This is a genomic window from Paraburkholderia sp. 31.1 (assembly GCF_014397645.1).
GTDB classification, from domain to species: domain Bacteria; phylum Pseudomonadota; class Gammaproteobacteria; order Burkholderiales; family Burkholderiaceae; genus Paraburkholderia; species Paraburkholderia tuberum.
Window position 1 is genome coordinate 1 of sequence record NZ_VZQN01000072.1, and the last position, 19,732, is coordinate 19,732.

General features: G+C 55.2%; 14 protein-coding genes and 1 pseudogene. 12 read left to right on the plus strand and 3 right to left on the minus strand.

The genetic code is table 11. The features are described from left to right. The first annotated feature begins 278 nt into the window (after nt 1-278). On the plus strand, nt 279-1,391 hold the full coding sequence (locus F6X37_RS33345) for an NAD/NADP-dependent octopine/nopaline dehydrogenase family protein (protein WP_187614233.1): 1,113 nt from the start codon (nt 279-281) through the stop codon (nt 1,389-1,391). 389 nt (nt 1,392-1,780) lie between these two features. Here the strand turns inward: F6X37_RS33345 and F6X37_RS33350 are convergent, their stop codons facing one another. The 3 genes from F6X37_RS33350 to F6X37_RS33360 form a co-directional block, all read right to left on the minus strand. After that, nucleotides 1,781-2,932: a porin gene (locus F6X37_RS33350; RefSeq protein WP_187614234.1), complete on the minus strand. Its 1,152-nt coding sequence runs from the start codon at nt 2,930-2,932 to the stop codon at nt 1,781-1,783. Nucleotides 2,933-3,028: 96 nt separating this feature from the next. Beyond that, on the minus strand, nt 3,029-3,808 hold the full coding sequence (locus F6X37_RS33355) for an ABC transporter substrate-binding protein (RefSeq protein ID WP_187614235.1): 780 nt from the start codon (nt 3,806-3,808) through the stop codon (nt 3,029-3,031). A gap of 114 nt (nt 3,809-3,922) precedes the next feature. Continuing rightward, nucleotides 3,923-4,996 (minus strand): NAD/NADP octopine/nopaline dehydrogenase family protein, encoded by a 1,074-nt coding sequence (locus F6X37_RS33360; protein ID WP_187614237.1) that lies wholly within the window; start codon nt 4,994-4,996, stop codon nt 3,923-3,925. A 1,106-nt stretch (nt 4,997-6,102) separates the two neighbouring features. On the opposite strand from F6X37_RS33360, the gene F6X37_RS33365 reads away from it, so the two are divergent. From F6X37_RS33365 to F6X37_RS37345, 11 genes and pseudogenes are all read left to right on the plus strand, one after another. Beyond that, nucleotides 6,103-7,503, plus strand: coding sequence for an MmgE/PrpD family protein (locus tag F6X37_RS33365; RefSeq protein WP_187614239.1), 1,401 nt, complete (start codon nt 6,103-6,105; stop codon nt 7,501-7,503). A gap of 1,109 nt (nt 7,504-8,612) precedes the next feature. Further along, nucleotides 8,613-9,389, plus strand: a complete 777-nt coding sequence (locus tag F6X37_RS33370) for an ABC transporter ATP-binding protein (RefSeq protein ID WP_187614248.1) — start codon at nt 8,613-8,615, stop codon at nt 9,387-9,389. 74 nt (nt 9,390-9,463) lie between these two features. Next, nucleotides 9,464-10,315, plus strand: a complete 852-nt coding sequence (locus tag F6X37_RS33375) for a transporter substrate-binding domain-containing protein (protein ID WP_187614241.1) — start codon at nt 9,464-9,466, stop codon at nt 10,313-10,315. Nucleotides 10,316-10,364: 49 nt separating this feature from the next. Then, entirely contained in the window at nt 10,365-11,081 is a 717-nt protein-coding gene (locus F6X37_RS33380; RefSeq protein ID WP_222945020.1) for an ABC transporter permease, read from the plus strand. Continuing rightward, entirely contained in the window at nt 11,081-11,806 is a 726-nt protein-coding gene (locus tag F6X37_RS33385) for an ABC transporter permease (RefSeq protein WP_187614243.1), read from the plus strand. Before F6X37_RS33380 ends, F6X37_RS33385 begins: the two co-directional genes overlap by 1 nt. A 311-nt stretch (nt 11,807-12,117) precedes the next feature. Continuing rightward, nucleotides 12,118-13,488, plus strand: a complete 1,371-nt coding sequence (locus F6X37_RS33390) for an MmgE/PrpD family protein (protein WP_187614245.1) — start codon at nt 12,118-12,120, stop codon at nt 13,486-13,488. 463 nt (nt 13,489-13,951) lie between these two features. After that, a complete protein-coding gene (locus F6X37_RS33395) occupies nt 13,952-14,884 on the plus strand; it encodes a LysR substrate-binding domain-containing protein (RefSeq protein WP_090811254.1) in 933 nt (310 codons plus the stop codon). Between the two features lie 875 nt (nt 14,885-15,759). After that, on the plus strand, nt 15,760-16,902 hold the full coding sequence (locus tag F6X37_RS33400) for an NAD(P)/FAD-dependent oxidoreductase (protein WP_222945021.1): 1,143 nt from the start codon (nt 15,760-15,762) through the stop codon (nt 16,900-16,902). Nucleotides 16,903-16,918: 16 nt separating this feature from the next. Further along, on the plus strand, nt 16,919-17,239 hold the full coding sequence (locus F6X37_RS33405; RefSeq protein ID WP_316252020.1) for a (2Fe-2S)-binding protein: 321 nt from the start codon (nt 16,919-16,921) through the stop codon (nt 17,237-17,239). Next, nucleotides 17,239-18,660, plus strand: coding sequence for an NAD(P)/FAD-dependent oxidoreductase (locus tag F6X37_RS33410; protein WP_187614247.1), 1,422 nt, complete (start codon nt 17,239-17,241; stop codon nt 18,658-18,660). Before F6X37_RS33405 ends, F6X37_RS33410 begins: the two co-directional genes overlap by 1 nt. A 128-nt stretch (nt 18,661-18,788) precedes the next feature. Further along, a pseudogene (locus tag F6X37_RS37345) lies at nt 18,789-19,033 on the plus strand (dihydrolipoyl dehydrogenase); the annotation flags it as partial. Between the last annotated feature and the right edge of the window lie 699 nt (nt 19,034-19,732).

Consider the following 19,732-nt stretch of genomic DNA (forward strand, 5'->3'; position numbering starts at 1 on the left):
GCAAGGGCGATGGCGAACCCGGCGCGAAAGCTATTTGGCTGGGACTCAAAGAGGTTCATATCGCTGCCAAGACATTGCAGAAGTTACGTGTCGGCGGTCACGCTGGAAATTGTGTATAACCCGATGCGTTTAAAGAGGTGGCCTCGTTCCGCGGTGGCACGTTCGTTGCGTGCCGTCGTCGCGCTAACGCACAACTACTGATCGACGTTCAGCCTTGCATGACGTCGCAATATTGGGTGGCGTCACAGAAAACTTCTGTTTGTTTATGCGGAGAGGACATGTCATTAAGGTTTCCAGTTTCAATCATCGGCGCCGGAAATTGTGGATGCGCTTTCGCGGCCGATTTGGCTAGTCGTGGATTCGAGGTTCTCCTTTACGGGAATCCAGATCATCGTCGTAATATTGATGCGATCCGAGTGAACGGTCGCTTGTTGGCTAGCATGGCTATCACGGGTGAGTTTTATCCGACTGTAACTACTGATATGGATGAGGCCGTAAACTTCTCGCGTTTTCTCGTGATTGCTCTTCCAGCATACGCGCATGACGATCTCATTGGTGATCTAAAAGGTTTCGATTTGAGTCGACATGTCATCATAGTCAATAATGCCAATTTCTTTTCCCCAATGGGTTCAAGAGAGCTAAACCCGCAGGCAGTTCTAGAGACAAATTCCTCGCCCTATGCGTCGTCGGTCAGGGACGGCGAAGTCCGGATCACTGGAATTAAGAATTGTTTGCCGATTGCTGCTTTTTCGAACGCCATGGATGAGAAACAGTTATCGCAAATCACCGCAATCTTTCCGGAAAGGCTCTTGTGGTGGGATAACATTTTCGCAATTGGAATGCAGTCGAATAATGGTGTCATCCATCCTGTCGGGGGTATTTTGAATACGGGATGGATAGAAAGCACAAGAGGAGATTTTTTCTTCTATCGTGATGGGATCTCACCCTCGGTCGGAAGGGTCGTAGAGGCGTTGGACAATGAGCGATTGAAAATCGGAGAGGCTTTCGGTTTTCGACTGCCGACAGTCCTCGAGGAAATGATCGGCTTTTACGGCGGAGATTGTTCCAACTTCTCCGATTTCGCTTTCCAATCCAAAACTCATAACTCCACGAAGGTCAAAACGCCTGATCGTATGCAACATAGATATATATGTGAGGATATTCCATATATCTTGGTCCCTTGGTACGAACTCGGCGCCAGAGTGGGCATAGAGTCTCGGGCAATCAAAGCCGTGATCGAAATCGCTTCCTCCATCAACGGCGTTAACTATTTTCAAACTGGCCGTAATCTGAAGCGCCTCGGTGTAGACCACATGTCGAAGGCGGAGCTTTTGCGATTCGTAGATAGCGCGACTTTCCGATTGCCGTTAGCTTCGGCTACTAAGAAGTGACCGGATCCATCGGGTAAATCGAATCGCCTTCGGAATCCTGGAGGCCGCTTGGTTTAAGTCGATACCGGCTGCAACAGTATTATTGAATTGCCGGTAGTAGTTTGCTTCAGCATCGTCAGGCGGGGCGGGATATGGTTGAGCAGTTCCATCACCCTATGGCAGTTGGGCGCCGAAGAAAGGGCCGACGCAGGCACGCGCTGATGCGACGAACGCGCGCCTACATGTGCAAGCGCAAACATCACTCGCAGGAGATCACCGCGGAGGGCCGGCATGTGGGTGCGCTGGTGAGGACGCTCTCCGCTTCTGTAGGAACTGGGCTGGCGCAAGGCGCCGCCCAACAGGTTCGCTCGGAACGTGGACGAACGTCAATCGAGCGATATCTGGCCGGTTTAGAATTTATGACGCAGGCCGACGCGTGCAACCACCTGATTGCGATTCGACGATACGTCATCGGCCACCGGCACAAAGGCGAAGTCGAGGGCGCTGCCAGTACGGTCACCACCGACGTGCTGATACGCACTCTGTACATAGACGTCCGTGCGCTTTGACAGTGAGTAATCAGCCATCAGCCCCGCAGTTTCGTAATTCGGCTTTAGCTTTCCAGTGGTGGCGTTGAAACCGCTCAGGGTGTACGTATACATCGCCCCGACGAAGAAGGCTGGCGTGAACTGGTACTTGCCGTTGATTTCGAAATTCTGGTAACGCAGGTTGGAAAGCGTGCCCGAGGCTGGCGTAATCTTGCCGACGTATCCCGAAGACACCGGATTGGCGACGAAGGTATTCGAATACGAGATGCCCACGTTGGCCGAACCAAACGTGTAGGTTGCCCCCGCGCCGAAGATGCGCAGCTTGTTCCCCAGAAAATTTTCATCCGCAGCGGGATTGTTCCCGATTGCACCACCGGCGGTGGACGACTGGTTGTTCGCCTGCAGATAGGCGGCTTCCAGCAGCAGGCCGCCTACGACGTATTGGACGCCCATGCTGTACGCGCGATTGTTGGCGAAGTTGGTGTCGTTGCTAAAGCCGTACGTGCCGCCAAATTTAAAGCCAGCAATCTCGGGGCTTGTGTACTTGACAGTATTGTTGACACGGAAGGTGTTGTCCGTGTTGTCGTTGTCGTACGGATGGGAGAACATGCCCCCGCCCCATGTGCCATTCGCCGTCGTTTGAGCCAGATAGTTGACGACGGAGTCGTACTGTCGACCGAGAGTAACCGTCCCGTATTGGTTGGATGCGACGCCGACCCACGCCTGTCGCCCAAACATCAGGCCACCCTGACCGAGCTTGCCATTATTGACATTAAAGCCGCTCTCCAACTGGAAAACTGCCTTGAGACCGCCGCCGAGATCCTCCGCTCCCTTCAAGCCCCAACGACTCCCCTGGACCGTACCGCTCTGGAGCTCGAACAGTTTGTGGCCACCGACGTTATTCGTATAGTTGATTCCTTCATCGATCAGACCGTAGAGCGTCACCGTACTTTGGGCCATTGCGGGAGCTGCGGCGGCTGACATCACGAAAGCTGCAAGAAGTTTGATTTTCATTGAGGTCTCCAAACCTTATATTGTGTGTCTCGATGCTTTTTTATGCGCAACCCTGGGTCGGGCACGCGGTCTGTTTTGCTGGGCAGTTGACGTCGATTAACCGCCGTAAATGTCGAACGTGAAGTACTTCTTTGCAATTCGGTCATACGTCCCGTCCTTGCGGAGACTGTCGATCGCACCGTTGATTGCTTCGAGCAGGGCTCTGTCACCCTTTCTCACACCGATGCTGACGCCGGGACCGAAGATGGCGGCGTCGTGGATGGCCGGACCTCGCGCGAAACCGAAATCACGACCCTGCGCAGTATTCAGGAATCCCGACTCAGCCGTCGGCTTCGAAACCAGTGCCGCATCGAGCCGCCCACCCGCGAGGTCATTCCACACCTGGTCTTGCGAAGGGTAGGGCACAATGTCAACTCCATTCGTCCAATGCTTCCGTGCATAGGCTTCCTGTGTGCTTCCCTGCAAGACTCCGATATGCTTTTCGTTGAGCGATTCGGGCATTGCCACCAGAGCCGAGCCGCCCCTTACAACCAGCGCTTCGAAGTTGGCGTATATCTTGTGGCTGAAATCGATTGCCTTCGCGCGCTTCCCGGTCTGCGACATTGACGAATTGATCGCGTCGAACTTGCGGGCCTGCAACGCGGGAATCATGCCGTCGAACGAGTTTTCAACCCAGACGCACTTCACCTTGAGCTTCGCGCAAATTGCATTACCCAGATCGATGTCAAATCCAACGAGCTCGCCACTCGGGGTTTTCGACTCAAATGGCGGGTAAGCGCTGTCGACTCCGAACTTAAGTTCCTTTCCATCGTACGCGAATGCCGCACATGGAATGCACGTTGCGCACAAGGCGACCAGTAGCGTTTTAATCTTCATTTTTGTTTCTCATAAACTCCAGGTCTGGATTTGCGGCATAGTACTTCTGCTTTTATTGCGTCGGTGGCGTCGGACTCGGACGCTTATCGAGCGCCGCGCCGGATGTAATGGCATCTAGGTTGGAACGGCATAGCCGTCGACCACAAGCCTCTTGAGGGTGTCGATTTGAAGCGGTCCAATCTCGGGAAGAATGTCGTTGTCCGCCACAAAGTCCCGACCGTAACAAGCGCCGAGAATTACCACGCCGCCCTCGTGCAAGGGTGCTCTCACCCCGGCCAGCTCGGCGAGTCGAAGCGTCGGTACCAACCCGAACGGCACGTCTTCGAGCACGTAGCGTGTGGCGATGTCTGTCGGGCCGCGCGGATCACTCCCTTGCCGGACCAGTTGCTCCGATATTGCCGAAAGTGAGTCACCAACCACGCCAAAAGACAGCCTGCAATGATCAAAGGTCGTTCTCACTGACTTTCCGAATGCTGCTGCGATGGTAAGTCTCTCTTGGTCTAGAGCCTCAAGGAGCCTCCCGACTGTTGGTGTCAGATTGGAGTTTTGGCTCCAGCTTTCGCCCTTCTCAATACGGGTCAAGTTGGCTAGCGCAATACCCATGTGATCTTGCGGATTAATGTTGCTGAGCGTCAGCGTCAGCATGTCGTCCTTCAGTGCGAACCGGTCTCCGAAGAGTGAAACGCAAGTGGTATGAATGCGGTGGATGTGGCGAGTTGGAAATGCGGCCATGTCGACCTTGGCGCGGATCGTGCCTACCGTGATAGCTCTCGCAGACTGAGTCTTGCACGTTAGCACCGTGGTGCTCCAAGCTGCTATGGGGATGACGAGCCCCCGCGCCGCAAGGCGCTGGGAAATGTAGAGAGCGGCAAATGAAAGATGAGCGCTGATGATTACGCTATGGTGTGCGCGGATATGAGGGATGATGCTGTCGAGGACGAATCGGTATCCGTAGGCCGGCAATGCCAAAATAATGACATCGGCGTCGCCAACATCTTCCGCTTTCCCGCAGACTTCCAAGTAGAACTCTCCCTCGACCGCTCCCTTCACGTGAAGGGGGAGTCCAGCAACGAAGTCTGCAGTCCGGGCTCCCGATGGAGACCAAACTTTCGGTCTATGTCCATTCTGTATGAGATACGCCGCATAACCCAAAGCGATTGCGCCGGCTCCCACGATTGTCACTTGCATGTGCCTTCTACCTTGAAATAGTCCACTGGCCGTGCACGACCTAGGCGGTTATGTACTAAGTTTCTCAGCCACGCCAAAACCCATCGCTTTTTGGAGAGGGCAAACGAAACGTTACCTACACGTTCTTCGCATATGAGATAGCATCGATCTGCAAAACTACATTGAGTGTGGTGGGTTTTGGTGCTCAATGCGATGCTCTTACGTGCGAAAACACTATCGGTTGCAAGACAAGCGTTTGTCCTTGTAAAGGCTCTTATTGGCTGCATCAAACTGCGGCAGAAAAGGCACGTTCCGTCTTATCCAGTGAGAAGCAAAGCTAATGGGGCTCAGAATAGAGAGGCAAAAATCTCGTGTCAAAGTCCGGTTTGATCGTGGATGTATTCTGGGAGGTTATGGGTGCGGAGTTGCCTTTAGGGAAGCGAGCAACTCAGGCAGTTCGTCTCGCACCTTTGCTCCAAGCCATTTGTCTTCATCGTTTGAGCACCGTCTGCAGCTTCGTGATCTCCCGCGCTGGACGTCGAGATCAGTGCATCATTCGGTACGCTGCGCGTGGAAAGGGGCTTCGGTCCCGGACAAAAACGGCATCCCGTCCGTAGTGCACCGACATATCCCCGCCCCTTTCTGGCGTTTATGCAGAGACGATGTACTCGCCAATAGACCCTGCATTTCGTTAAATGCTCGGGAGAAAGCAATGCAGCGCTATAACCTTCTGGAATGTTGACGTTTGAAAATCGGACTTTGATTTTTCGACGAGACGCGCCTAACATGTCTCGTCACTCGAGTGAGCATCGGGAGGGTTGGCAGTAGCATCAGCGCACAATTGTTATTAAGGACGGTCGGGCGTCGCAGATCGGCGTAGATGTTGCCAGAGGTGGTCGGTTCGGGTTACTTGCGAAAAGCGGCATTCCGATTTTTCACGGCAAGTACTCGCATGCTCATTGACAAAGCTTCGAGTCCCCTTGGAGACGTTACGACCCGTCCGTCGTATCCGTGGCGACGACCAAGGGCTTCCATCGGATCCCTGGGCGGTCGCACGCGGTGCAATCATTTTGAACATGGATTTGTGCGTTACGCACGTTTGGTCGGTCACATAATTCTGGAACGTCATGAACAATCCTCCGCCTGATGACGAGCTTTCTCTGCAGCAAAGCACGATTCATCGTATTGCATCTTATGTCGTCGAAGCTCGCGGTAGGCGGGTGTCCGGGGTTGCCAGGGAATCTGCGCTAAAACGCATCCTCGACCTCTTATGCGCGGTGGGGGCAGGGGCTAGCGAGCCAGGTGCTGTCGCGATTCGCGCGACAGCATGTAAATATCTGGGATCGGGCGATATACCGATGTGGTTCACGGGAACAGGCAGTTCGGTCGTCGGTGCTGCGTGGGCGAATAGCGCGGCTGCGTCGATGCTGGATCTCGACGACGGGCATCGACGCGCGCGCGGGCACCCGGGCGCGGCGGTCATTCCGGTGGCCTTTGCGGTTGCGGCTGAAATGGGAGCCGGGCTGGAAGATTTGATCGCGTCAATCGTCATCGGTTATGAAGTCGGCGTATCGATCGCTGCGGCCCGTACAACATACGGTACGACAGGTACGTGGTCATCCTACGCAGTTGTCGCAACAGCCGCGGCCTTGAGGTGTGCCTCGTGTCGTGTTGTCGAGCATGCGTTGGCTATCGCAGGCGAAAGCGCGCCCAATTCGTTGTTCATGAGCGCGCCACCGCTCTCCTTCCCAACACCGGAGAGCAGCGACATTAAGGAGGGCATACCATGGTCCGTAGTGACCGGGATGCTCGCGCTCGATCTCGCAGAAGGCGGGTTCACCGGTCCCCGGAACATACTTGACAGCGGTCTGCTCTATAGGTTTGCCGACGTATCGCCCCTCGGGGAGTCTCTGCATATCTGCAACGCCTACTACAAGCTCTATTGCTGCTGTCGGCACGTTCACCCGCCCTTGGAAGCCACCCTGAGGCTGATCGAGCAATATCGACTCGACGCGAAAACGATTGAGGCGATCGACATCGAGACGTACGGCGGGGCGCTGCGCATCGCGAATCAGACCTGCCCAGCTACCCTTGTTGACGTTCAGTACAGCATCCCTTATTGCGTGGCCCTCGCCGCCCTCGCGGGACGAGAGTCGCTTTTGCCCCTCACGATAGACTGCTTAACTTACGAGGGAGTGAGCGCACTCGCCAACAAGGTCTCGCTAACGGTCGACGCCGAAATTGATAACCAATTCCCTGCCAGAACACTCGCGCGAGTCACAATCGTGTGCGGGGGACGTCGGTATGTGTCGGAGGTTACCGAGCCACGCGGCGAAGCCGGTGACTCCCTCTCTTGGGAAGAACTCAAGGCAAAGTACGTTGCGGCGACGCGGTTTCACGCCACTGGTGCGCAGCAAGAGCAACTGCTCGCCGCGGTTGAAGAACTGCGCTCAAAAGCTGACTTGGAGCCGTTAAAGGCCTGTATGAGTACTTCGTTCGAAAAGAGTATTGCGCGTCCGAATGCCTAAGAAGCTCTAATAATATGATTTTTTGGGGGGATAACTTCAAGGATTGAGGTTAGCCTCATCACCGTTTCGGTGATGAAATGCGTGCGAATCGGCGAGGACATCCGGGAGAAGCTCGACTACGCACCGGGGGTATTTACGTTAGAGGGACATATCGGGGCAAGTGGTATGCCGCCTCGGCTACAGCCGTGTGAGCTTCGTGCGCTTTGCCGCCGGCGAAGATGCGCGTATCGGCCGGTGGCTTACTACGCTTCGCGCAACTCAATAGGCAAGACCCGCACGCAATCTCAAGGACATCCTCACGCGCCTGCCCACGAGGGCCAGCCCATCGCCGCATTATTGCCGCATCGCTGGCAGTCCGAGGCAAGCCAGCGCCTACCTCGCCCGTCAAGAGATCATTGGGTCGCTTATGACATTGGTAGTCAAATTGCGGGCGCCCTGCCGATCCGCCGAAGGCAAACGAAAACCTTGGAACAATTTCGACGCTCAAACGAGCGTTAAATTGGATCGAAGAGTAAAAGGGGCTCAATCACGGGAGGTTCTGTGATGGGTTGGCTCCTGGAGATGGCCATTTTCCGAGGCGTGCGGCGGTCTCCTTGACATCAGAATGCTCGCATTGCGTACGTGGTGCAAATCGTGCCAAATCCAGAACGGGCACGCGACCGAAGTCTTGGGACGCAACCTCAACATGCGCTCGTGCGACCCGCAAGCGTGCCCGATGTAACGCAAGGTAGGTATAACCCGCAGGAATACCATCGTGTCTCAACTCGACTTTGACACCCAATTTGGGCATACGTATTCTGAGCTTATCCGCAATCGCTCGGCGCTGAGACGGGCGTAAATCGAGCGAACGACCGGCGGCCGCCTTTTTTCGTCCGTCGAGTGTGCTTGGCGCTTCCACAGCGTTCATTGCAGGTCCGACAGCGCAAGGCAGTACAACGTTTAATTAATATCTATAACGATAATCCTTCTCAGGTTGACGTAAATGTCAAACCTGAGATGTTCAGTCATGAGGAGATGAGATGAAGGTGGTTAATGCACTTCGATCGGCGTACCAATCTGCGAGTTACGCCTTGTCAATGACCCCAGAGGCGGGCGGGACCACGATCGGCATGGTGGGCCATAAAACACCGGCTCTCGTAGCCGATGGCATATACAAAAGTTACGGCGTTCACGAAGTGCTCAAAGGGGTCTCGCTTCAGGCTGAGCGGGGCGACGTGATCTCGTTAATTGGTAGTTCTGGGTCGGGAAAAAGTACGTTTTTGCGATGCATGAATCTCCTTGAGGTCCCTACCAGAGGCCGCATCGCGGTGGGGCAGCGCGAGATCAGCGTGGAAACCGACGCAACCGGTCGCGTCGTCGGGATGGATCGCAAGAAAGTTGACCAGATGCGCACGCAACTCGGTATGGTCTTCCAGGGCTTCAATTTGTGGTCCCATATGACCGTGCTGCAAAATGTGATGGAAGGGCCAGTCCATGTGCTGAAGCTGCCAAAGAACGAAGCGCGCGATAGGGCAATGGATTTCCTTGGGAAAGTTGGCGTTGCGGACAAGCACGCGTGTTACCCATCCGAGTTGTCTGGTGGGCAGCAGCAACGGGTAAGCATCGCGCGTGCGCTCGCGATGCAACCGGCTGCGCTCCTTTTCGACGAGCCGACCTCCGCACTCGATCCCGAATTAGTGGGAGAAGTGCTGAAAGTCATCAGGAAGTTGGCGGAAGAGGGGCGCACTATGATAGTCGTGACTCATGAGATGGGTTTTGCTCGTGATGTCTCCAACAAGATGATCTTTCTTGAAAGGGGACGCATTGAGGAAGAAGGGACGCCAGAAGAGGTTTTCAAAAATCCAGCATCGCCGAGATGTCGTGAATTTCTCTCGCGTGTACTTTGACTGACTTAAAACGCGATATTGAAATTCCGAGAATCGTAGAACGAAGAAGATAGGACATAGTCCAGGAGATGCTCATGAAGTTCCTGAAAATCGGCGCGCTTATTGGAATGCTGTCTGCTGCATTGATGCTCTGCGACGCTGTTATGGCCAAGGAGTACAAGAGAATCACGATCGGTACCGAAGCTTCGTATGCTCCGTATGCCTTCAAGGACAAGAGCGGCAAGATGGTTGGCTTTGAGATCGATGTAGCTAGCGACTTGTGCCGACGGATGGGATTGCAGTGCGAAATCGTCGATCAGGCCTATGACAGCCTAATTCCCTCTCTTTTGTCTGGTCGGTTCGATTCAATTATGGCTGCAATTGGGATTACACCCGCCCGAGAAAAGGTTATCTCATTTTCCAGGCCGTACGTAACCACTCCGATGGTTTTCGTCACCACATCGGCGAGCGATCTAACCGCTCTCAAAATATCGCCATCAAATCTGAATCTGGACAAATTTGATGCCGATGAGGAGTCAGCGATAAAAAAAATCACCTCCGCTCTGAAGGGAAAAACCGTTGGGGTACAGGTGGGCAGCAACTTTGAGACGTTCATGAAGAAGTTCATGCCGACCGTGAGAGTTTCGACATATGACACCACGGATAACATGATGCTCGACTTGACGGCTGGGAGAATTGATGCGGGAATGGTTTCGTTCAATTTCCTCAAGCCGTTGATGGACAAGCCCGACGGCAAGAACCTGCGGACATTTGGCCCCAGTATGACGAACGGGCCGTTCGGCAGCCGAGTGGCCGCTGGATTTCGCAAAAATGACGATCAACTACGTGCGATGTTCGACAAGGCGATCGGGGAAGCAATTTCGGATGGCAGCCTGCGCAGACTTGCCATCAAGTGGTTCGGCTTCGACAATTCGCCGAAGGAATAGGTAAGTGAATACGGTCGTTTATGCATAGCCGAACTCAATTTGATGGGGAATGAAAGTGAATATTTCAGTGCTCGCATGGGGAAGCACAGCGTGGGTTGATGAATTTGCGCGTGGCACCCTTATGACCGTTGCCGTCGCGGTGTGTTCATTTCCCGTCGGCATTTTGCTCGGCTCGGTTTTTGCCGCGGCAAAACTCTCTCGCTTCAGTTTGCTGCGTATTCTAGCTGACGTCTATACGACGGTCGTACGCGGAATTCCCGAGCTGCTGATAATTTTTCTGGTGTTCTTTGGTGGGGATACGTTGCTCCGCTATGTCGCGAACGCTGTTTTCGGCTTCGAAGGTTATATAGAACTTCCCGTGTTCGCAGTCGGTGTGCTCTGCATCGGCATCAGTGCCGGCGCCTATGCGACAGAGGTCATACGGGCGGCGGTCATAGCCATTCCAACAGGACAAATTGAAGCGGCAGTGGCAATGGGATTGGAGCGGGCAGTGCTACTTCGTCGGATTCTTATCCCACAGGCCGCGAGATTCGCCTTGCCCGGTCTGGGGAATGTCTGGCAACTGGCCTTAAAGGATACCTCACTCATTTCCGTCGTTGGGTTGGTTGAAATCATGCGCACAGCTGCCATCGGAGCTGGATCTTTCAAAGAACCGTTCACGTTTTATCTGGTCGCCTTCGTGATTTTCCTTTTGCTTTCTTCGATTTCTAACCAGGGATTTCTGAGAGCAGAGAAGTGGGCTAACCGCGGCGTAAGGAGTCGGTGATGGATTTTCAGCTGATATATGAGTCGTTTCCCAAGCTTCTTGCGGCGGTTCCTGCGACCGTCGCATTGGCTTCCGTGTCGCTTTTTGTTGGTTTCCTGCTTGCGGTCCCAGTTGCATTGGCTCGGCTTTCACACAGTAGAATTTTGGCTTCTCTCGGGTATGGTTACGTATATGTAGTGCGGTCCACGCCGCTTCTGGTGCAAATGTTCCTGATTTATTACGGATCGGGGCAGTTTAGAATTGTCTTGGAACACCTCGGCCTGTGGGCGCTATTTCGCGATGCGTGGTTTTGTGCGATTTTAGCTCTGTCGCTGAACACTGCGGCATACACCAGCGAAATCATTCGTGGTGGTGTTCAGTCAGTACCATGGGGACAAATTGAAGCGGCGCGGTCAATTGGCATGTCGAGCGTCCTTTTATTCCGCAGAATTGTCTTCCCGATTGCAATGCGGCAAGCACTACCAGCTTATGGAAGCGAACTTATGATTATGATCAAGTCAACGTCACTTGCGTCGACAATCACCATAGTCGAAGTGACAGGAGTGGCTAAGCAAATCATCTCTGAGAGCTACCGCCCCCTAGAGGTATTTCTGATAGCTGGCTGCATATATCTCAGCATGAACTTTCTTATCAGCAGAGTCATATTCATGATCGAAAGGCGGATTAGTCCGAAGAGACGCGATCGCGGCACGTTCGGATCTTCTGCTGCAGCGGCCATGCATTAAGCACTTCGGTACGGTGTCCGTCGGCCATGAACGCATCAACAGTTCGACGACGTAGAAGTGGCCTGACGGCACGAACCGACATTGTCCCGTTACGGGCGGCTCCGTCCGGGTACACGAGGGTAGTTGGCCCCTGTGTACAGCTTTTTTCTCATGGCCGACGGCTTGATGTTTGAAGAGTGTCCGGCTGCGTCGATTATGGCAGGCCGACAGCAAAACGGGATCGCGGGTGGACATCGCGGTGTTGCGCATTAAAGTGTCACTTGCAGCCAACTATCAAGTTCGAAATGTTCAATTGATGTTATCGAGGCACCATGACGACTAATGTGATCGAGGACGAGCGTTATCCCCAAGGCGGGATCGTCCAAAAATTTTCCGCTTATATCGTGGAGGCGCGGGAAAATCGAGCTCCAGAAGAGTCGCTGGAATTTGCGCTCAAATGTATCCTGGATCTGCTCAGTGCTGTTGGCGCTGGAGTTGGGCAGGCGGGGGCCCTTGCGATCCGAAAGACGGCTCACGAAACGCGACCTCCTGGCGACATTCCTATTTGGTTTACGGGAGAGACCAGTTCCGTCATTGGAGCTGCTTGGGCAAACAGTGCCGCCGGCTCTGCGCTAGACCTCGACGATGACACGCCGGCATCTCGGGGCCATCCTGGAGCCGCCGTCATTCCAACAGCCATTGCCGTTGCCAAAGAGACGAAAGCCACCTTGGGAGAGCTATTAAATGCGATTGTCATCGGTTATGAAGTGGGTACAGCGATTAGCGCTGCGCGCGCCTACGGAAGTAGTGGTACGTGGGCTCCTTATGCGGTCGTCGCAACGGCTGCGGCGCTTCGCCGGTCCTCCCGCGAGGTGATTGAACACGCTTTGGCGATTGCTGGGGAAAGTGCACCCAATCAGTCGTTGGCGAGCGCTCCCGCTCCCCGAAAACCGCATCCCGAGCCAAACCATGTCAAGGAGGGCATCACGTGGGCTGTCGTGACCGGCTTGGAGTCGCTTGCATCAGCGCAGAACGGATTTCACGGCGCCCGCAATATCTTGGACGCAACGCGTTACTACAATTTTCCGAACGATCTAGACCTCGGTTCCTACCAGTACATTCGCACGACGGGCTTTAAGCCGTATTGCTGTTGCAGGCATCTACACGGTGCGCTTGATGCATTAATCGAGCTGATCAATGAACATCGGTTAGTGGGTCGAAGTATCGACAGGATTGAGGTCGAAACATACGGGCCGGCCTTACGCATTTCGAACTGGAAAGAACCTAGAGATATAATGGATGTTCAGTATAGTCATCCATATTGTCTCGCGTTGGTCGCGCACTACGGTCACGAGGCTCTGTTGCCACTGACTGGCGATGTTCTAAACAATCCCTCTGTCACTGCGCTTTCACACAAGGTGGAGCTTTCGCTAAGTCCGGAGCTGGACAAGATCTATACGGAAAGCGGCATGCTGCCGGCCCGTGTCACGGTCACATGCGGGGATCAGCGCTTTGTTTCACCTGTAACCTTCCCGAAGGACAACGGTCTTCCGTGGGATAAACTCGAGGATAAGTTTCGACAGGCCACGCGTTTCGTTGCCACTCCCGAGCAGCAGAACAGTGTGGTCGGGGCCATTTCGGACGCCAGACGAGGCGACATGCGTGGTTTGACGGAAAGCTTGTCGGAGATCCAGTTCGTTTAAAAACGGCATTTGTGTAGCCCGCGTAGTTCGGAAACTCATCGGTCATCGATGTAAGAAATGACAAAAATGTCTCAGCTTGTTGAGGATCGTCCGCAAGCTGTGGCTACCGTTGCATACAGCGAGCGAGTTGCATTGTCTACCCGGCATTCAAGGAGCTGAAAATGGGTTGCATATGGAAGTGACTGCTAGCAGGGACGCTCAGCGGTGCCGGGTAAACGCTGCGACCGTCAGAACAAGCGTTCTTCACAGCTTCAAAAGGACAGATCGGCGACGCGGGCTACATCGGCGTAGACAAGCGCGAGGAAACCAGGAGGCTCGTTTACGAGCCAAATTCACCGAAATGAGCGCCGATTCGATTCGTTATCCGGAAATTTCGACGCCTGTTCTTCTGCATGCCGAACGGGCCGCACATTAATCAGCATTTTCCTAGTCTGGGAATGACATTAGAAAAAGCAACCGGCATATGAAAAGACAAATTCAACTACGGCAGATAGAGGCATTTAAAGCTCTCATCGAGCAAGGCACGGTGAGTCGAGCGGCCGAGGTTCTTCACGTGACCCAACCTGCCGTGAGCAAACTGCTGGTCCACCTTGAGGAGGAGACAGGTCTTCTACTGTTCGAACGGGTTAAAGGCCGACTAACTGCAACGGCACAAGGCATGCGCTTGTACGGTGAAGTCGATCGAGTATTTGCGGGTCTAAGACAAATTGAAGAGGCGATCGCAATCATCCGGCGGAAGGACATGAGTCACTTTGCTATCGGAGTGCTTCCGGAATTATCCGGATCATTCATCAGGCGGGCGACGATGATGTTCCTCTCTCGGTGTCCAGACGTTCGTCCGACGATCCATATGCGAGCGTCCAACATTGTGTCGGATCGCGTCGCCACGCGTCAGATGGACGTTGGATTCACAACGAGCTTGATGAGCAGCCCAAATTCGGTGGTGACGCCTATCATGGAGAGCCCGTTAGTTTGCATCATGCCAAAAGGACACCCGCTGAGCCAACTTGAATTTATCACCCCCGAGCATATTGAGGGAATCCCTTTTATCGGATATGCGGCAGATAACCGGACGACCAGTGCTTTCAATGACGCTATCCGTTCCTACGGCGTCGACCTCAACGTCGTGTTAGAAAGCGAAACTACGCCCACCCTGTGTGAATTCGTCTCGGCGGGACTGGGGATTTCCTTGGTACATCCCCTATCTGTGATCGACATGAGCTGTCGCTTAGATATCAGGCGGTTCAAGCCCGATATTCCCGAGTATTTTCATTTCTGTCATGCGAGATTGGCGAAAAACATCGAGCGTGTTCAGGAGTATGAACGATGCGCTAAACAGGTTGCGGAAGAGGCGTGGACGGAGATATTCGGTGAGTCGGCGACAAAGCAAACCTAGCAGAACGCTGAAATTGATCATCGTACTGATGAGTGCACTAAATAGTGCGGGATGCCTTATGCGGGCATGAAGACGAAGCGTTCGCGAGAAGACGGATTGAGGGCGCTCAGACCTGGCAAACATGACTGCCGGCCGGGCAGTGGCTGATTGAATCATGACCTTGCCCCTGTTTGGCGAATCCCATAGCTGAGAGATTTGCGCGGCTCGCCCCTCTTGGGCGGCGAACCAGTTTTTCTCGAACGTCATTCGGCTGACGTACTCGAGCGTCGAGTGTGGTCGGCGCGAATTATACAACGCTGTACGCTTGCATTCGACTTTGGGGTATCTGTCGCCCGTTGCCTACGAGGCGAAACCGACAGTGAAAGAACCTATCTGCCTGTTGTCGCCCCCCAAGTTTCGTTGGCTGACTAAATTCGCGGTCAGCTACGGCCGCCTAACACGGTCCATTGATCGTATCGCCTTGGCAATGAAGTGATGCGTTGGGACCAATCATGGAGTGTGGCGTCTCGTTGCTGGGTTTGGGGCTTTTGTGAGCGCCCGTGCTGCCGAGATTGTTGTCGTGATGGAAGCGGTCGTCGCACCCTATTCTCGTATTCCGTGGGCACGCGTGGTTTAGCGTGTCGTCCGCGCTGGTTTGTTTGCCTGAGAGTCGGCCCGTACGCTCAGCGATGGCTACCGCCTCGTTGAAGAATCTGGTGAGCGAGCGTTGCTCGAGAAATCGCTCGACGTTTTTTCGTGGAGCTCTATCGCCTACCGGAGGGCGCCCGCGTTTTGGACCATAACCGCTGAGAATACCTCGTACTTGAAATTCGACTTTGACGCCTGGCTGCGACGATCATAGAGTTAACCAAAATCATTCAGGAAAAGAGGCGGGCTTGATACGCGAAAACCATGACGTCGTCATAGTTGGCGGCGGTGTTGTCGGCTGCGCATTGGCGCACGGGATGCTGGGGCGAGGGAAGCGTGCGCTTGTGCTCGACGGGGGTGATTGCGACCCGCGCGCGTCGAAAGCGAATTTCGGTCTTGTCGGCGCATACGGGAAGGGATATGGCGCGCCCCGCTACCAGCAGCTGTCACGCGAGAGCGTCGCACTTTGGTCCGCTTTCGCAACAGCGCTGCACGATGAAACTGGCATTGATGTCGAGTATGAAAACGATGGCTGCTTGCGCTTTTGCCTAAGCGAAGCGGATTTTGAAGAGGAAGCCGCATTCCTCGCGAGCTGGAATGCGCAAAGCCCGAAAATCGACCCGTGTTCGCGCATGATCGATCGATCGGTATTGGAAAGGCTGCTGCCTGGTACACGGCTCGGGCGGGAAGTGGTGGGGGCTGGAATTGGCGTTGCCGATGGCCATTGCAATCCGCTTAAGCTGTTGCGGGCGCTGCAGCAAGCCATTGAGTTACGTGGCGGCACTCTAGCTGGCAATCACACGGTGTCAAAGATTGAGCCATGTCCTGACGGTAGTTTTCGTGTTCATGTGCAAACCTCGACAGGTCCGCGTTGTTTCGAAACGGGACAGTTGATCATTGCGGCCGGGCTTGGTTCCACAGCCCTGGGGGCAATGGTGGCGCTCGACGTCCCGTTGCGTCCCCTGCGTGGCCAGTTGCTGGTCACTGAACGGCTCGACCCAATTCTGCGCCTCCCCGCTAGCGGCATTCGCCAGACTCGCGACGGTACAGTAATGATAGGTGTAAGTCATGAGGAAGTCGGTATGGATCTCGGTACTACTACCTTCACCGCCGCCAAGATGACAAAGCGAGCCCTACGAATTTTGCCGGACCTTGCAATGGCTCGCCTTGTTAGGCATTGGGCATGTCTGCGCATCATCACCCCGGACGAGCATCCGGTGTACGCACAATCTTCAACGTATCCTGGTGCCTGGATCGCACTCTGTCATTCCGGCATCACCCTCGCGGCGGTTCATGCTGGACCAGTTGCAGATGCTCTCGCGCGCAACGTACTGCCAGAAAACTTCGAGTTCTTCCATCATAGGCGCTTCGATGTTTCGCAAGTTATCTAGTCCCACCGAGGACGCCGTGGTCACGGTATCGATCGACGGCAGGCGCGTGAACGCCGAGCGAGGCGAATCCGTGGCGGCAGTCCTCGTGCGCGAGGACAACCCCGTCGCTCGCACCACGCCGCGAAGCGGCAGTCCACGCGGACCTTTTTGCATGATGGGTGTGTGCTTCGAATGTCTTGCTGTCGTCGATGGTGTAGCGTCCACGCAGACCTGTCTGACGATCGTGCGCGACGGGATGCGCATCCAACGCCAACACGGTCGCCGCAATCTCAGTGAGGCGATCGCTGAGTCAGAAGACGGTAGTGACGATCTTCCTAGTGGTGAGGTGCATTTGTGATGCGAACGTTCGATATTCTGATTGTAGGTGCAGGACCTGCCGGCATGAGTGCCGCAATACGTTCTGCTCGTCTTGGAATGACCACGATCCTCGTAGACGAACAGCAGGCACCGGGCGGTCAGATATGGCGCGCCATCGAAGAAAACGTCCGACGCGGTGTTCATCAAGGGTTAGGCGCTGCGTACAGCGCAGGCGCGGCAGTGGTACAGAACTTTCGCGAATGCGGTGCGCACTACCTGCCGGAGACCCGTGTATGGCAGATCGAGCGAGCGCCTAGCCCAGGGAAACCGGCCGGTTCCGGGGAGTGGATTGTCTTTTTGAGCCGCGCGGATGGCGCCGAAAGTATTCGCGCGCGCCATGTGCTACTAGCGACGGGCGCACAGGAACGGCCCATGCCTTTCCCAGGTTGGACGCTTCCGGGTGTAATGACAGTCGGCGCCGCGCAGATTCTGCATAAAAGCGCTCACCAGATACCCGATCAACCCGTCTGGATAGCCGGTAGTGGTCCATTGCCACTGCTCTACATGACCCAGTTGCTCGACGCCGGCGGTAGGATCGCAGGTTGGCTTGACACGACTCCCCGCGGCGCCCTCCGTCGGGGCCTTCCGACTCTACGTGGTGCAGTTGACGGCTGGCATGATCTCCTTAAGGGGCTACTGTGGTCGGCAAGATTGCGCGGGAGGGGGTTCCCCATTGTTCGAAACGTCAGTAGCCTTCGCGCTTTCGGTATCGGCCGTCTTGAACAGATTGTCTATCGCACCGAGAACGGGCTGTCGGGCGATGTGGCTGCCGACATTCTTCTGGTTCATGAAGGCGTCGTGCCGTCTATCCACTTCACTCAGGCGATGGGATGCAGCCATCGATGGAACGAAGCACAACTTTGCTTTGAGCCCGAAGTTGATACGTGGGGTGAAACCAGCATGACTGGTCTCTATGTCGCAGGCGACGGCGCCGGCATCGGCGGCGCGAAAGCCGCGTGCACACGCGGTGAACTTGCTGCTACCGGCGTCGCGCTTTCCTCGGGCGCACTCTCAGTCGAGCGCGCAAGCGAGCTTGCAGCGCCGCTGCATCGGCGGCTCGGACATGAGCTGGCGATGCGGCCTCTGCTTGATTCGATCTATCGGCCGCGTACGGAGATTTTCACGCCGCCCGATGAGACGATTGTCTGTCGCTGCGAAGAGGTAACCGCTGGCGAAGTACGGCTGGCCGCGCAGCTCGGCCAGCCGGGTCCGAACCAGCTAAAAGCGTTCACGCGCGCGGGCATGGGCCCGTGTCAGGGTCGTCAATGCGGCTACACCGTTGCTAATTTGCTTGCATCTGCGCAATGTCGCTCCGTTGCTGCGGTTGGTTTCCAACGCGTGCGGCCCCCACTAAAGCCTATAACGCTCGCGGAGCTCAGTGCACTTGAAGAGTCGTCATGAGGGCGTGTGGGCATGCCTCGGAGCTCACGGCATGGCAATAAGAGAGCGTGGGTGCGGATGTTTCAGGTCCCGGGAAGGTGGAGCACGTCGCGAGACTAATCGGATTTCCCGCTTTCTGAGAAGCGTGCGCCGCCGATCCTGGCATGAAGATAGTGCTAGTCGAACGATATTCGGCGTTGCGCTGCGTGTGCCTGAACGTTGATGTAGTCGATCGGAGGGCGCCGCTGCACACCGCGCTCGTCGTCGAAGTTGCCGAGATGTCGCGTGACGCTAACTTGGAAGTCGCCTTAAGAAGCTGACGGGCGGGTTCGCCGGGATGGCGAAGGCGCGCAAGGTCGAAGTCGTGACGGGCGTCGGCGCGTTCGTCGATCCGTGTATCACATCTGGCACGCCTGTCGGAGCCGGTACCCGTCAGTCGCGATCGATCTTACGGATGAATGGTACACGGAGTTGCTTTATCGCTCGGACTGCGGCTCAGGACGTCCGGTTCAAGTTGCCGCAGAAAATATCGACGTTGCCGTCTGCCGCACTCGTACGCAAGACGACGGCGTAGTCGGGGTATGCACTACGGCGAGAGCCGAAGGACGGTACCTAAGAGAATTTGAACGCCTGAGAACGGAGCATAGCTATGCGGTTTCTATGCTGATGGCACAAAAACGCGCCGGAGTATAGCCATGCGGCGTTCGTCCGTGAGGTTTCGAGCGGAGCAATCGTATGCGGTCAGAGCACGTCAGGAGCATTGATATACGGTTGTGGTGCCGTCGACGTCAAACCGCATATTCATGCTCCGGCGCACTCATGGCACTTTCGACGGCAGACCGCACATTTATACTCCGGCGCACTGTTTGATTACAACTGACGGGGGCGCGGGAAAACGCGACATCTGAACTTTGGACTAACATCACTGTCGAGGCCAGATTCAGATGTCCGCTTTCTGGCCAGATAGAAATGTCCGGGTTTAAGGGTTCCGGCTTTGCTTCTCATGGGTTAAAGATCACGCAGTGTCGAAGACACCGTTCTGAATGGGCAGGGCGCTTACGCCTGTTCCACTGTCTCTTGCAGACCGTCGGCC

Excerpts from the sequence above, each read along its gene's own strand:
- F6X37_RS33345 (WP_187614233.1), top strand. The coding sequence starts at position 279 with ATGTCATTAAGGTTTCCAGTTTCAATCATCGGCGCCGGAAATTGTGGA.
- F6X37_RS33350 (WP_187614234.1), bottom strand. The coding sequence starts at position 2,932 with ATGAAAATCAAACTTCTTGCAGCTTTCGTGATGTCAGCCGCCGCAGCT.
- F6X37_RS33355 (WP_187614235.1), bottom strand. The coding sequence starts at position 3,808 with ATGAAGATTAAAACGCTACTGGTCGCCTTGTGCGCAACGTGCATTCCA.
- F6X37_RS33360 (WP_187614237.1), bottom strand. The coding sequence starts at position 4,996 with ATGCAAGTGACAATCGTGGGAGCCGGCGCAATCGCTTTGGGTTATGCG.
- F6X37_RS33365 (WP_187614239.1), top strand. The coding sequence starts at position 6,103 with ATGAACAATCCTCCGCCTGATGACGAGCTTTCTCTGCAGCAAAGCACG.
- F6X37_RS33370 (WP_187614248.1), top strand. The coding sequence starts at position 8,613 with ATGGTGGGCCATAAAACACCGGCTCTCGTAGCCGATGGCATATACAAA.
- F6X37_RS33375 (WP_187614241.1), top strand. The coding sequence starts at position 9,464 with ATGAAGTTCCTGAAAATCGGCGCGCTTATTGGAATGCTGTCTGCTGCA.
- F6X37_RS33380 (WP_222945020.1), top strand. The coding sequence starts at position 10,365 with ATGAAAGTGAATATTTCAGTGCTCGCATGGGGAAGCACAGCGTGGGTT.
- F6X37_RS33385 (WP_187614243.1), top strand. The coding sequence starts at position 11,081 with ATGGATTTTCAGCTGATATATGAGTCGTTTCCCAAGCTTCTTGCGGCG.
- F6X37_RS33390 (WP_187614245.1), top strand. The coding sequence starts at position 12,118 with ATGACGACTAATGTGATCGAGGACGAGCGTTATCCCCAAGGCGGGATC.
- F6X37_RS33395 (WP_090811254.1), top strand. The coding sequence starts at position 13,952 with ATGAAAAGACAAATTCAACTACGGCAGATAGAGGCATTTAAAGCTCTC.
- F6X37_RS33410 (WP_187614247.1), top strand. The coding sequence starts at position 17,239 with ATGCGAACGTTCGATATTCTGATTGTAGGTGCAGGACCTGCCGGCATG.